General features: G+C 50.4%; 10 protein-coding genes and 1 rRNA gene. 3 read left to right on the plus strand and 8 right to left on the minus strand.

All coding sequences use genetic code 11. The annotated features are described in order from the left end of the window. Positions 1–212: 212 nt before the first annotated feature. From HNQ38_RS09960 to HNQ38_RS09990, 7 genes are all read right to left on the minus strand, one after another. A complete protein-coding gene (locus tag HNQ38_RS09960) occupies positions 213–1265 on the minus strand; it encodes a glucokinase (protein ID WP_183720032.1) in 1053 nt (350 codons plus the stop codon). Between the two features lie 12 nt (positions 1266–1277). Beyond that, positions 1278–2744, minus strand: a complete 1467-nt coding sequence (rfaE2, locus tag HNQ38_RS09965; RefSeq protein ID WP_183720034.1) for a D-glycero-beta-D-manno-heptose 1-phosphate adenylyltransferase — start codon at positions 2742–2744, stop codon at positions 1278–1280. 39 nt (positions 2745–2783) lie between these two features. After that, positions 2784–4748: a glycosyltransferase gene (locus tag HNQ38_RS09970; protein ID WP_183720037.1), complete on the minus strand. Its 1965-nt coding sequence runs from the start codon at positions 4746–4748 to the stop codon at positions 2784–2786. 57 nt (positions 4749–4805) lie between these two features. Then, entirely contained in the window at positions 4806–5996 is a 1191-nt protein-coding gene (locus tag HNQ38_RS09975) for an ABC transporter permease (protein WP_183720040.1), read from the minus strand. A 260-nt stretch (positions 5997–6256) separates the two neighbouring features. Continuing rightward, positions 6257–7435 (minus strand): glycosyltransferase, encoded by a 1179-nt coding sequence (locus HNQ38_RS09980; RefSeq protein ID WP_183720043.1) that lies wholly within the window; start codon positions 7433–7435, stop codon positions 6257–6259. Between the two features lie 58 nt (positions 7436–7493). Further along, positions 7494–8192: a hypothetical protein gene (locus HNQ38_RS09985; RefSeq protein ID WP_183720046.1), complete on the minus strand. Its 699-nt coding sequence runs from the start codon at positions 8190–8192 to the stop codon at positions 7494–7496. A gap of 1 nt (position 8193) precedes the next feature. Beyond that, positions 8194–9288: a glycosyltransferase family 4 protein gene (locus HNQ38_RS09990; RefSeq protein WP_183720049.1), complete on the minus strand. Its 1095-nt coding sequence runs from the start codon at positions 9286–9288 to the stop codon at positions 8194–8196. 214 nt (positions 9289–9502) lie between these two features. Here HNQ38_RS09990 and HNQ38_RS09995 point away from each other — a divergent pair, with 214 nt between their 5' ends. Genes HNQ38_RS09995 through HNQ38_RS14480 form a run of 3 tightly spaced genes read left to right on the plus strand, consistent with a single transcriptional unit; the run spans position 9503 to position 12212 of the window. Beyond that, positions 9503–10513, plus strand: coding sequence for a polysaccharide deacetylase family protein (locus tag HNQ38_RS09995; protein ID WP_183720052.1), 1011 nt, complete (start codon positions 9503–9505; stop codon positions 10511–10513). Further along, entirely contained in the window at positions 10513–11295 is a 783-nt protein-coding gene (locus tag HNQ38_RS10000) for an alkaline phosphatase family protein (protein WP_183720055.1), read from the plus strand. The genes HNQ38_RS09995 and HNQ38_RS10000 overlap by 1 nt, the downstream gene beginning before the upstream one ends. A 41-nt stretch (positions 11296–11336) precedes the next feature. Further along, positions 11337–12212, plus strand: coding sequence for an EamA family transporter (locus tag HNQ38_RS14480; protein ID WP_183720059.1), 876 nt, complete (start codon positions 11337–11339; stop codon positions 12210–12212). A gap of 1413 nt (positions 12213–13625) precedes the next feature. On the opposite strand, the gene rrf is transcribed toward HNQ38_RS14480, so the two are convergent. Further along, positions 13626–13740: ribosomal RNA gene (gene rrf / locus HNQ38_RS10010) — 5S ribosomal RNA — on the minus strand. Positions 13741–13750: the final 10 nt, after the last annotated feature.

Consider the following 13750-nt stretch of genomic DNA (forward strand, 5'->3'; position numbering starts at 1 on the left):
TTGCTGCCGCACCCTGCACTTCTACTGCTTCTTACGAATCAAAGGAGTTTGGTAAGTTATAAAACTTCCAACAGGAGGTCAAGCAAGAAGCATAATATAAGCTGTTGTATTCGAAGGTTTACAAGCAATGAATCGTATTATTTGGAAATTTTATATAATAAAACTTGACGCATTGTACCATATCAGCGTCATAAATTACACTACAGCTGAAGCTACAGCTGTACATTTGAATATATCTGCCCGTTCTCTTGTAACATTGCCTGACCTGCAAAAGCTGCCCCCCAGAGGCCACTATCGGTATCTGTTACAAGATATACAGGAGTATCCTTCAAAAGTGGTGCAATAGCGCCAGGGTCCGCGCGCAAAGCTTCAGCGAACACTGCATTGGTGACACAATGCGGGTTTGCAGCAGCAATTCCCCCAGCTATCCACAACCCACCAGTGCAAAGAGTGGACAACATCCAGCCTCTGCAAAATCGGCCCAAAAAACGCGAGTACCATCGCAGCGTTGGGGTCTCCCCTTCTAGAGCCTGCGCACCGACCTGTGCAGGCTTAAGAAGTTGACCGGTCAGATAATAATGCAATATGGCAAGGCCATCGCCACAAAGAACATTCTCTGCACTGACAAAAGGCCGCCCCAGTTCTCTACATAAAAAACGCCTGTATTCCTGTTCCTCTTCGCCCAAAAAAGCAAAAGCGGCGTGACCAGCCTCGCTGGGAACAGGTATCCACCCCTTTCCAGCAACAGGTAAAAGGCAGGCTGCTCCAAGTCCAGTGCCAGCCCCAATAATGGCACGAGCCCTTCCGCTGCTCTCTGTTAAAAAGCCACACCCCACTGCTCCTGCAAGCTTTGGAGTACCTGCTGGTTCAAGCACGGAGGCAATTGGTGAATCAGCAACACTCAGAGCATGAGTTCCTGGTGGCGCCAACGTGGCATAAGCTTGAAGGGTAAAGTCATTAAGAAGCAGGCAATGTTCAATCTGGCGTAGGGCTGGCACTTCTGCAAGGTCTACATCCAAACTTCCGTTGGTGAGTCGCCCTCTTTGCCCATCTACTGGACCAGCCAGCCCGACAACAATGGCGGCGGCGTTTTCAATTGGCAGGGATAATTTTTCAGAAAGAGCTGTAAATAGTGCTTGGCCGTTGCTCAAAGAGTTGGAACTGATTCTTGTTGAGAACTCTAGAGCCAGCGTATCGTTCTCAAGGATGAAGCTGCCGAATCGGCAGTTGGTGCCGCCTACATCGGCCACGAGGATTCTCTGCATGACAGATTCCTCTTAACGAGGGAGTTCACTTCCGCTTGAAGCGTCGATTTTGGACACGATGTTGGTTGTGCTGCACCCGTTAACTAGGTCAGCCAAATAGACTCGCCCGCCAGCTGCCTGCACTATATCCGCCCCTACTACAGTTTCCACTGTATAGTCGCTTCCTTTGACCAGCACATCCGGCTGCAATACCGTAATAAGATTCAGCGGTGTATCTTCATCAAAAAGCACTACGGCGTCTACACCATTGAGGGCAGCCAGCAACATAGCGCGGCTCTGCTCGTTCTGTACCGGACGGCTTGGTCCCTTGAGGCGGCATACGGAGGCGTCAGAATTCAGCCCGACAACAAGGCGAGTTCCTTGAGCGGCACTTTGCCGGATAAGAGAAATATGGCCTGGATGCAGTAGATCAAAGCACCCATTAGTGAAAACAATACTCTCACCTTTTTTTCGCCAATCTTCAATTTTTTCAGCAAGATCTGCCAGCGTATAAAGCTTGGGGTTATCTGCTCCCTGACGCAGAGCCTGTCTCAACTCAGTTATGCTGACAGGTGCGGTGCCCATTTTGCTTACAGCCACACCAGCAGCAGCGTTGGCTATATCCATACTTTCTTCCCAGGACAGCTTCTTGCCAACACAGGCAGCCAGAGTGGCAATAACTGTGTCGCCTGCGCCGGATACATCCGACACCTCACGCACTATCGCACGAGTATACCGTGGCGATATATCCGGTGTAAAAAGTGCCATCCCCTTAGGGCCACGGGTTATAAGAACCCGCTTAATGGAATAGTTGGCTCGCATTTGGGATGCAAGCGTTTCACGCGTTTCACGGTTGAGTGGCATGTCTGGGTCTCTACCACAAACAGCATCAAACTCAAGCTGATTGGGGGTCACACAGTCTGCTCCCGCATAACGCTGCCACCGCAGTCCCTTGGGATCAACTAACACCTGAATGCCAAGACGGTGCGCTTCTTGTATAACAGGGCTACACAAGCTTGTTCCCTGATCATTTTCCAGCAGCACGCCCTTACCGTAATCGGAAAGGACAACTACATCGCAGGAAGGCAGCAAATCACGCGCAGCCTGCCACATGGAGTCAAACTCCAGGGTTGTGGGACTGCGGCACTCTTCTTCATCCAAGCGCAGCAGCTGCTGCCCCTGAGCGAGTACCCGCGTCTTGCAGGTCGTGGTGCGTACTGTTGAGGATACGAGGCGAGATTCGATATCAGCATGTTCAAGGCTTTGGCAAAGATCAGTTGATGCCGCATCGGCACCAACAAGGCCAACCAGCACCGCCTTTGCCCCAAGATGAGTCAGATTGCGCGCAACGTTGGCAGCCCCGCCAGGTGCAAACCATCGTTTGTTTACGCCAACCACGGGTACAGGAGCTTCTGGAGAAATGCGCCCAACCTTGCCTGTTATGTAGCGATCCAGCATGACATCGCCCACAACCAGTATACGTACATTGTCAAAATTCATGGCAATTCCATTTCTGTCTGTGGACGCAATAGTGCAGTCTCACAGCTTATGACAGGCTTCTTTGAAAAAAGCGTTCATGCGGGCTTCAACCCCGTCTTCATCAAGAAAAGCAGGTAAAGCACGACGGGCTGCATCACCCAGCCGCCGACGTTCATGAGGATTTGCAGCCAGCTCCTCAAGGATAGCGGCCAGCGCGATCACATCACTTTGGGGAAAGATTCGTCCGTTTTGCCCATTGGTTACGGCTTCTTTCTGACCAGGAAGATCACTGATCACCACAGCCACCCCAAAGGCCAAGGCCTCCACAAGTGCAGAAGGCAATCCATCCATATCGCCCTGCCGTGTTTTGCGGCCAGGAGCCACAAAAACATCCGCCTTATTATAAAGATCCGATATGTTCTCGTGAGGCACCTGCCCCATAAACTGCACTTTACTTTGCAGGCCGAGTCTCCAGGCCAACAATCGTAAACGTAACCGATCAGGTCCACTTCCGACAAGCTTGAGCTTGAAGTCCAGGCCCCTATTCTTAAGAATTGCGCATGCCCGCAAAAGCACGTCATACCCCTTGCGTTGGCAAATAGTGCCTACAGCCAGGATATTCAATTCATTTGCTGGATTGTGGGTTGATGCAACAGGATCAGTATCTTCTTCTGGAGGCGTCAACGTTAAGGGGTCGCGCAGCACAACAAATTTGCTTTCTGGCACACTTGGCAACAGTTCGCACATGGCTTGACGCGTGGCATTTGTATCGCAGCGAACAAACACCGCATCCCTTACTTTTGATTCCCAATTCAAACCTGGGCTGGCAAGGTCATGTGATCGCACGGCGAAAGCATACGGAACCTCAAGCAAGCGCGAGGCCACCCAAGACGCCGTGGCGGGTCCGTGTGCTCCAGCGGCATAAAACATCTCGATGTTTTCTTCCACACCCCAGCGAGCCAATAAAGCCCCAGAGCCAAAAGAACGCAAATGATCCCACAGCCAGTGCCCCCAGCGCCCACGCCCAGGCAAGGTACGCCAAAGACCCCACAAGTTGGCAGAAGATCCCCGCATATGACGGAACATGTCCATGTAGGCCCCAAACATGCGCCAAGCACCAATACGCCGTACTGCGAGAGGTAAAGCGTACCCCTCAGGGCTACTTAAAAAACCATTATCCCGGATTGCATAGATACGCGAAAGCAGGCCACCAGCATGCAGATGATGTGCCTCGTTCATGAGGCACTGACCCGAAGCTTCAGGAAAACGTTCAGCTACCAGAGCTCCTCGAACTACAGGCTTGGGTCCAGCCAGAAGATTATATTTCTCCTGAGCGTCAATACACGGAATTTCACGCTTACGACAATGCAAAATACCGTCTTCAAGCGTATACACACTGTCACAAAACTCGGCCATCTTGGGGTCATGGGTCACCACAACCATTGCCACACCACCAGTATGACAGAGGTTGCGAAAGTTATCCATGATGAGACGACTGGTTTTGGCGTCCAAAGCGCCAGTGGGTTCGTCAGCGAGAAGAATACGAGGATTGTTGACCATCGCACGCGCGATAGCCACGCGCTGCTGCTCACCACCTGAAAGGCGATTGCTGCGGTAATGTACGCGCGCTGAAAGGCGTACCAGTTCCAGAGCGCGGATTACCCTTTCCCACCGCTCCTGCGGAGGTACTTTTTCATAGATAAGGGGAAACTCTACATTTTCAAAAACAGTAGAGTGATCAAAAAGATTACTGGACTGCATGACAAAGCCCATAGTGCCACGCCTGAAGGCGGCAGTCTGCTCCCTGTCAAGATTCAAAACATTTTCGCCGAGGATTTCAAGAAAGCCAGCGTCAGGCGCGTGCAGCATGCCAAGCACATGCAGCATGGTAGATTTACCGCAGCCAGATGGCCCCATAATGGCGACCATTTCCCCGGGCTCTACTTCAATATTTACGCCGCGCAACACCGGAGCAAAGCCAGCATAGCATTTGTAGAGATCTTTGGCGACAATAACGGGAGCCATGAATCACCCTGTCCATAAACGGCCCCACCACAAAAACTGGGCAGAACCGAAATATTTTTACTCGAAACGCAGAGCCGTGACCACATCCATTCGGCTTGCCTGAACAGCCGGATATAGGCCACCAGCCACACCAATAACGGCGGAGAAAACAATACTGCCAAGACTACTGACCAGCAGTAGAGGATAGGAAATTCCAGTCCCCAGAGATAAGGCGCCGACTTGAACCAAAGTAACGCCCACTGCAATACCTAGCACGCCGCCAGCCACGGATTTACACAAAGCTTCAGCCAAAAACTGGGCCAAAATATCTGTGTCTGAACCACCCATGGCCTTTTTGAGGCCAACTTCTCGGGTGCGGGCTCGCACGGCTGCAAAAGTACCATACCAAATACCAAAGCCGCCCAGCATAAGAGAAGCGGCAATACCAAGCCAAAGCAGAACTTCCACCCATAAAAACGTGTCTTGAATACGGGCCAGCTGATCTTCCTGGGTATGTACCACCAAGTAAGGCGCGCTTTGGTAATCCTTTACTACAACAGGAATTTCCTTGACCAAAGGTGGCACGTCCTGCCAGCCAATGGCACGCACAAAGAGCCGTGTAACCTTGTCACCGGCCCAATTTCTGTCAATCATAGTGGTGTAGGGCAAAAAACCGCCTTGAGACCAGCTGCCGAGCATTACCCCGCTGACTACTCCCACCACCTCAAAAACATCCTGCTGCAAAAACAACAGTTTTCCTACGGCATTGGCAGGATCGCCATAGAGATCCTGCGCAGCTTCACGACCCAACATGCACACACGCTTATGTGAAGTCACATCTTCAGTGTCCATGATGCGCCCGGCGACCAGCGTCAGAGAAAAAACATCAGAAAAATACTGGTCAACACCGATAAATCCAACATTGAGGGTACGCTCTCCCTCACCGCGAAGAACAAAACTTTTACCATCCCGGATATTCTGGCTCACCATGGACACGCCGGGCAAGCGGCGCAGAGCCTCAACTGCGTCGGGATAAAATCCGCGCATGGGTTGACCTGGGTACTGGGCGTCATCCATATAAACACGAATAACGTTAACGCCCCCCATCAGCACCATATCTTGCCCGACTTTATAGCGAATTTCGCGCCCAAGCACAGCCAGTACAATAAAGGCTGTAATGCCCAGGGCGATGGACAATATCACCCCGAAGCCGCGCTGGCGTACAACCTGACGTAGGCTGACGCGAAAAAGGTCGGACATGGCAATCATGGCAAAACCACTGTAAAAATATCCTTGAACAGACAATACACGCCAATGCTGCACACAGCATGCGATACGTCGCCACAGGTGTCATTTATCAATCTATTCCGGATAGTTTACCGGAAAGCTCTTTTTTACTCGAAAATGGCTAATGACTATATAAGTCAGAAGAAGCACATGTCAAAGACTATCTACCTGCGCCGCTGGCCGGAAAAGTTTGAGTCCCCAACCTCATTCCCCAGATGGCAAAAAGTATTCCTACACACACTTTAAAATTTGCGCTCTACCCGAATAACCCTGCCGCATCGTCCAACCACATAGCGCTGCCCATGCCAGACGATACTTTTGGCAGTCAGACTATGGGCATAAACCAATACAAACATAACTACCGCGTCCAGAAAGCTTAAAAACCATCTGCTAAATGAAATGGAGTGCCGCAAAAGCCCTCTCCACAAGTGCAGTACTTTGGCCAACAGGATCACCCATAGCACAACAAGTAATACAGCCAAGGCGCTGCTTACGTTGAAAAGTCCGCCCAGCAGGATGAGTACGCCCATCAATGGCGGCACAGCCATCGCTATACACATGAAACCCAACAGCCCCCATTGCAAGGGCATACAAAATTTAAGAAAAAGCACCTGCCTATCCATCCAGGCTCGCCAGACATGACGCTCATGTTTTGTGGCCTCAGTGTGCAAAAGAGCCCCCGGACACAATCGTACAGGCACTCGCAAATTTTGAAGACGGGCAGAAAGTGAGCAATCATCAACAACGTTGCACGCCCACAACTCCTCGACAGCATATCTGCCAAAAGCTTCGCGCGTCATTGCCATCGCCCCTCCCCATAACTGGGTAAACGAGGACACAGCCTGCAAAAGACGCATAAGCAAAACACACATGGCATAGGCCAGAGTTACTGGGCGGTGGTCATTCGGAATCACCACATGATAGCCAGTTGAAAATTCAGCTTCACCCGCTGCAAGCGGTCCAACAAGATGGCGCAAGAAGTCAGGCTTGGCCATATGCGTACTGTCGCAAAAAACAAACACGTCAACTTCATTCTTCACTGCAGCTACGCCGCGAAGGCTGTTGTGGTTTTTCTGCCCACAGTTATGTGCCGGCCCCGCCACCACATGGCGAACATGCGGGTAGTCTTTCTGAATACGCCGAACAAGCTCTGCTGCTGGCTCTTCATTTTCAGCTGTAACTAGAACTGGAATATATTTCGGATAGTTCTGAATGAGAAGACTTCTCACCGCAGCGGGCATACGCCTATCCGTTCCGGCCATAGGCACAATCATTCCTACAGAAGGCCAACGGTTTTCTGGCAAAGCACGGTTGGCAGCGTCATCAAGCCGGGCACGGCGTGGCAGGGATTGGCCAGTTTTTGCTAAAACATAAAGCAATACGCATTTAAAAGCCGCCAGCACGAACCAGAGCCAGAACATAACTACTCCTTAAAAGAAACTAAGACAGAGGGCAGTGTCACCGCGATTGCACTACTGCCTATTCTGGCAGAGGAGCGCAATTTTCAGGGGCAAGGGGAACATCGTAAGTGCGCTTTCCCTCAAGCTGCACTTTCATGCCATTCTTCAGTTTGATGGTTCCCTCGACCTTGTCTCCGGGAACCAGACGCCCCTTGAATGTATGGCCTGAAGAATGGCGTGCCTGAATTTCATTATTTTGAACGCTTCCCACAATGTGGTACACGTCAACTTGCCCATTGTACAGGCGTAACTGTACGACTCCACGCACATTTCCATCGGCAGAGAAGCACACGCCCACCTTGTAGGTTGAGGAATAAAGAGAGCCCGTCCAAAGTTCCCGCACTTCTACTGGACGCTCCTGAAGCTCTGACGGCAAACCACTAACTTCTTCACTGGATAAAGTAGAGGAAACCTCGCCCATTGCTTTAGTGGGAACGGCCCCAACAGAGGGCAGTTCCTCTTGTGAAGCGCCTTTTGAAAAAGCCTCTTGGCTGAACACAAGGACGCAGATCAGCACAGTAAAGCATATCAGCGCGCAGATATTTTGGTTCAAAGGAGTTTTCGTGCCCCTCCCAGAGACGTTGCGGCGCAAAGGGCACAGCTCCAGAACGCCACCAATAGATTTATAGTCAATTGTCTTCATATCTGAACGCCTGAAGACTTCAAGTTTTACTTTAATTTTTTTCATAAAAAACCTCCCATACGCAAATGCAAACATTTCATTTCAGTCGGCTGAAAACGTCTTCATGAGCGTTTACCATGGCTGTGAAAGAAAAATCTCTAACAACCCGTTGCCTTCCGGCAAGCCCCATGGAATCACACAGGGCATCACCGTCTAACAATCTGCAGCAGTGGCGAGCCAAGGCAGCTGCATCACTTGCTGGCGAAAGTAGCCCACTTCCTTCCTGCTCAACCAGACGGGGAATCCCCCCTACCGAAGTCGCGCACACCGGCAAACCACAAGCCATCGCCTCAAGAATGACATTAGGTTGCCCTTCACGAGCAGAAGACAGGGCAAAAATTCTTGCGGCGGCGTAATGAGTGCGCATATCCAATCCGCCAGGAACAAAGTCAACTCTGGAGCCGGCCGGATTTTCCGTAGCCCAGCACTTGAGCACAGCCTCTTCAGGGCCGTCTCCCACAAGGCGTAAACGAGCAGATGGATGAGTTTTCAACACAATATCAAAGGCTCTCAGTAGTGTCATATGATCTTTGTCGCCAGCCAACCGGGCTACACACAGTATGAGCGGATCCCGACGCGAGGGAGCAGGTTCTGAGGGCGCAAAAAAATCAGTATCAACGCCGTTGGGAATATAACTGAGCCGCTGCTGAGGAACGCCAAAATTCAGTAGTATTTTCTGTAACGCTTCTGAGTTGCATATCATATGATCAGCCAACCGCCATAGAAACCGTTCATGCTGCCGCGCGGGTGCCCCGCCGCCACGGCATGTGCCTACTATCCGGGGGCTTTTGCTCCCTCTCTTCCAGAATCGTTGGGTGCGCGGCCAGATACGGCCCCAGATATTGGGTAACGCGGTGCATGGCATAATGATATCAGGAGCAAGCAAATTCAGGCGTGTTGCAAGTTGTAAAAAGAACGTTGGCGGCACATGCCGTCCCGCCCCGAGATGGTGCAATTCAATACCTGCGTCTTTGACAGCTGCGTCCAAATCTGTCGGGCCTGTAAGTGTGAGCATTACCGGGGTAAATTTTTGTCTGTCGAGACGTTGCGCCAATTCAAGGGTTTGACGCTGCGTACCACCATAACAGAGATCTTCCATCAGAAAAAGAACGCGCAAAGGTGAAGAGGGCATGATTCTCCTTATAGGGGATAAAAGCCTCCAGGGCTTTTACATATAAACATCAGTTCAAGGCAGGTCACGCTTGCCTTGACGAACGATTGCGCCCATATTCATGTATTCCCGCGCTATTTGCAAGTAAGGCTCTGCTCATGTGGCAGATAGCTATCCCCTTTTGTTGACGCACCGTTGCGTTGCCTTACATGGAAGTTGAGCATACAATATTCACATGACCCAAACACCCACGACAAAGCAGGCGATCAGCCAGCCAATTTACGTCATTGTCAGTCTAGATGTGGAAGAAGAGGGACTCTTTTCGGGAAAGTATGCTGCCTCGGATTGCGGAGTACGCAACGTGGCTCTGCTCCCCCAACTTGCGCCTTTAACACATGATCTGGGCTTCCCTTTGACTCTATTTTGCGCCCATACAGTTTTTGCCAGCACTGAAGCTAGGCCGCACCTAGCCTGGATGCGTGACAATTGCCAGGCTGAAATTGCTGCCCACCTTCATCATTGGAGCACTCCCCCACTACTTTCGTGTGAAGAAGACCCGGTCCAGACGGATGGGGCACCTACCCGCACGGATCAACTGCCCCGTGAACTTCTGCGGCAGCGGCTAAGAACTTTGCTCGATATTGGTCATGATTTTCAGGGTGCGCCCTTGACCAGTTTTCGTATGGGCCGCTGGGACTTGAAGTCGAGCGTGCGCCCTTTATTGGCGGAGGAAGGCATCACATTTGACAGTTCCGTCTGCCCCTTGCGTATTTTTCGAGGTGGGCCCGATCATTTTCTGGCTCCAACCACCCCATATTGGCTCAAAGATGCACCGGGACTTCTGGAATCTCCAGTCACCCAGTTGCCCTTGCACCCACTTCTAGCACGAGCTTGGTATCAACTGACTCACAAGAAACCAATGGCCGACTCGTTCCACTTTTGGAGCGCTTTGAGTCCCAATCCAGTATGGCATAGCCAGGCCATCATGCGCGCCGCTACCAAGATGCTGATCCGCCGTGGCGGAAAGGTACTTAGTCTTTTCTGGCATTCCTCTGAAATGTTGCCCGGCGGATCCCCCAATATTCCTGATAAAGCAGCAGCGGATGCTTTATACAAAAAAATTTACAACTACCTCAGTTGGCTGCGTGAAAATTATGATGTCAAAGGGGTTACAGCTGCCCAATTGCGGGCAATAGCCCCTTCTTTAAACTTTGGGCTGCGTCCTGAGGGTGCTGGGGACTGGTAATGAATCGCATACTGCTTGTACTGCTTGATGGCCTTACCGCCTCTACTGCTCGACGGTGCCTTTCTTATCCCCAGGCGCTTGAAGAGGCTGGCCAAGCTCGGTACACTGAACTTGATTGCTTTCTTCCTCCGCTTTCTCGCCCCACCTATGCAACATTGCTCTGCGGCTTGCCTCCTGCAAAAAGCGGTATCCTGCACAATGATGATAAAAGGGCCTGCCCCGCACCCACCATATTTGCCAGAGCACAGAAAGCTGGCCTTGTAACCGCCGCCGCCGCATACTACTGGATGAGCGAACTGTGCAATACAACGCCCTTTGATCCGGTATACCATCGTTTGACGAATGCCCCCGGCATGCCAATTGAACACGGCCTGTTTTATTGCAATGATGCTTATCCGGATAGCGAGCTTTTTAATGATGCTGCAACGCTTTGTCAGAGTTTTGAGCCTGATCTCCTAATGGTTCACACGATGGGCATTGACTACGCCGGACACTGCCACGGCGTTCACAGCCCCAATTATCGCAATGCTGCACGTTGTGTTGATGGCTTGCTGGCCCGCTGGCTGCCCCTGTGGCAAGAACAGGGGTACTCAGTTCTTGTGACCAGTGATCACGGCATGGATGAAGACCACTGCCACAATGATAATACCGAAATCATCCGCCGAGTTCCGTTTTGGCTTTTTGGCCCAGCTTGGGAAAGCTTGCCGATGCCTGCCAATCAGACGGAAATAGCAAGTATGGTGCTGCAAGGTTTGGGACTGGATAACCCAACATCTACTTAAAAAGAGCTAATTGTGTATAACAGAAGTATGGACGAAAATCCGTGATTCAAGAAAGCACAGAGAGAAGCGGCTACCTCTGGATTTTGCTCGCGGCTTTTTTTTGGTCTCTGCTGGGCGTTGCATCAAAGTTTTGCATCGCTGGCGGAGTCCAACCTCTTGAAACAGCCTTCTGGCGAGCGGGCATCGGTTGCATATGCTTCATGGTTCATGCCGCGCTGACCGGTTCATTACGAGTAAAACTTCGCGATGCGCTGATTTTTATGCTTTTCGGACTCTGGGGAACAGCGATTTTCTTCGCTGCCATGCAAATTTCCATCAAACTCAGCGGCGGGGCAACAGCTGTAGTACTTTTGTACACCGCACCAGTTTGGGTGGCCTTTTTCTCCCGAATGCTCTTTCATGAACATATTACCAAACGTAAGACTTTGGCTATTGGTATAGCTCTTGGAGGCACTACACTGGTTTGTTTTACGGGGGGCAGCATCCCAGGTGAAACATCCACGATGGGTATAATCTGTGGTCTGCTTGCGGGCTTTTGCTATGCAACTCACTACCCTTTTTACCGCTGGTGGCAGACGCGCTACTCAACAGCCGCCATTTACGGCTATATGCTTATTGGTGGTTGTGTTGCTTTGGGACTTTTTGAACCTATTCACCTCAACCATGAGCCTGATGTTTGGTTTTGGCTTGTAGTTATTGGATTTTTGACCTGTTATGTGGCCTATTTTTGTTATGGCATGGGGTTGAAGCGAATCAGCCTTGTGCGTGCCGCTGTAACTTGCCATCTGGAACCCGTGCTTGGCACCCTGTGGGTTTGGCTGTTTTGGAACGAAAATTTCACCCCTCTTGGCTGGGTAGGAAGTGCACTTGTTCTCGGGGCCGTTTTGCTACTGACAACAGACAAAAGCAAAGAATAACTGCGACCCTTTTCATCCTTTGGCCAACATTTTATCCAAAAATCTCGGTGCCTATCTACCTTCACATTAAAGAAGGCCATCGCTTAACTGTTCCTCCTTTCGAAAAAGTAAAAGGCTGACATCTTCAGCAACGCAAACAGCGTGTACAAAATGATTATTTGAAGGCGCGTTGTGTAGGATTTAGTAACCAGCTTACTTAACACACTATTTATCAACAAAGAATGTAGTTTGGCAGAATCAGCTGTAAAAATATTCTAAAAAAAGTCCTATCTTGTAGTAGCAAAATAAATAATCTTCACCGATAATGCCAATTCACGATCCCAAAGCTCCAAGTCTCCCCCTCAAACACAAAATCGAAATATATTTTATGCACACTGTCATTGAGCAAAGCATACAATACTTGTGCATAGTACTGTGTAAGAACGGTAAACTGACAACAATTTTCATACTTCAATATGTGTTTGCACTCATAAAGGCATCCGACAGTAAAATATTTCTCTAATCAAGAATAGCTCATCAAAGAAATTGCTTGGAAGAAGGTTGCGACGCAAAACAACTAACTGGCAAATGCCGTGTGCCGCTCAACCCTCTGCCTCGGATTATCTGACAAACCACAATGGGATTAGTATAGATCAACTCCGTGCCCTGAAACGTTACCGAAAACTGTTAGTATGTTGAAAACTGCATAGTATGTCACGACAGTGGAAATAATCATCGCACTTTCAAAAATCTCATGCACCTAACAAACGTGACAGCAAGCGGTTGCGTGCCTTCTTCACCTCTCAAAGCCGATCCCAACGATGGCATTGCGCGCGGAGCGAGGAAGCTCCCGCAGCAAGAGGCGCGCAGCCATCGCTACCGTAGCGTATTGTAAAACTTTGCGGGTGTTCCGGGGGGTGTGCAGAGGGTGCCTCGGAGGGGCGCAGCCCCTAACAGGCCCCTTCTGCCGCCCGCTGCGCAGGCCGCCCAAATGAGAAGTTACCTTAGCTAGAAAGAAGGCAAACCTCTTCGCCAGGCCAGCCGCGTCTTCATAAACAGATTCTGACTCAGAACTTCATGAGGTGTCTCAAGTGAGAATTTCATTACCTACAGCTTCGCGCCCATAAATTGCTTGCGCGACAACCTGTGATGGATGTCAGAACGTGTGAAGGCGCAGCGTTCTCAAGATTAAATGGATCTTCGGCTATGACTTCAGACTAAATGAGTCTTTTGCACGTGCCAATTTCTTAGCTGCTTAGCAGCACAGTCAGAGAAAGAAGGAATACTGCAGTGATGGCGAAGGATATCATCGCGAGGAATAGATGGGGAGGAGTTTTGCGGAGGTTGATGTTGGATAAATGAGCGGAGGTTTGTACTGGATAAAGAACAGCAAAAAGCCCTTCGCGCTTTAGCAGCGAAGGGCTTTTTAAAAGATGTTGGCAGCGGCCTACTTTCCCACATGATGTTATGCAGTATCATCGGCGATGGAGAGCTTAACTTCCAAGTTCGGAATGGGATTGGGTGTACCCTCTCCTCCATGGCTACCAACAAAGTTGTCA

Origin of the sequence: Desulfovibrio intestinalis (assembly GCF_014202345.1) — a bacterium.
GTDB lineage: Bacteria > Desulfobacterota > Desulfovibrionia > Desulfovibrionales > Desulfovibrionaceae > Desulfovibrio > Desulfovibrio intestinalis.

What these genes read in the sequence shown, in the direction of transcription:
- HNQ38_RS09960 (WP_183720032.1), bottom strand. Translation starts at nt 1,265, where the DNA reads ATGCAGAGAATCCTCGTGGCCGATGTAGGCGGCACCAACTGCCGATTC.
- rfaE2 (WP_183720034.1), bottom strand. Translation starts at nt 2,744, where the DNA reads ATGAATTTTGACAATGTACGTATACTGGTTGTGGGCGATGTCATGCTG.
- HNQ38_RS09970 (WP_183720037.1), bottom strand. Translation starts at nt 4,748, where the DNA reads ATGGCTCCCGTTATTGTCGCCAAAGATCTCTACAAATGCTATGCTGGC.
- HNQ38_RS09975 (WP_183720040.1), bottom strand. Translation starts at nt 5,996, where the DNA reads ATGATTGCCATGTCCGACCTTTTTCGCGTCAGCCTACGTCAGGTTGTA.
- HNQ38_RS09980 (WP_183720043.1), bottom strand. Translation starts at nt 7,435, where the DNA reads ATGTTCTGGCTCTGGTTCGTGCTGGCGGCTTTTAAATGCGTATTGCTT.
- HNQ38_RS09985 (WP_183720046.1), bottom strand. Translation starts at nt 8,192, where the DNA reads ATGTTTGCATTTGCGTATGGGAGGTTTTTTATGAAAAAAATTAAAGTA.
- HNQ38_RS09990 (WP_183720049.1), bottom strand. Translation starts at nt 9,288, where the DNA reads ATGCCCTCTTCACCTTTGCGCGTTCTTTTTCTGATGGAAGATCTCTGT.
- HNQ38_RS09995 (WP_183720052.1), top strand. Translation starts at nt 9,503, where the DNA reads ATGACCCAAACACCCACGACAAAGCAGGCGATCAGCCAGCCAATTTAC.
- HNQ38_RS10000 (WP_183720055.1), top strand. Translation starts at nt 10,513, where the DNA reads ATGAATCGCATACTGCTTGTACTGCTTGATGGCCTTACCGCCTCTACT.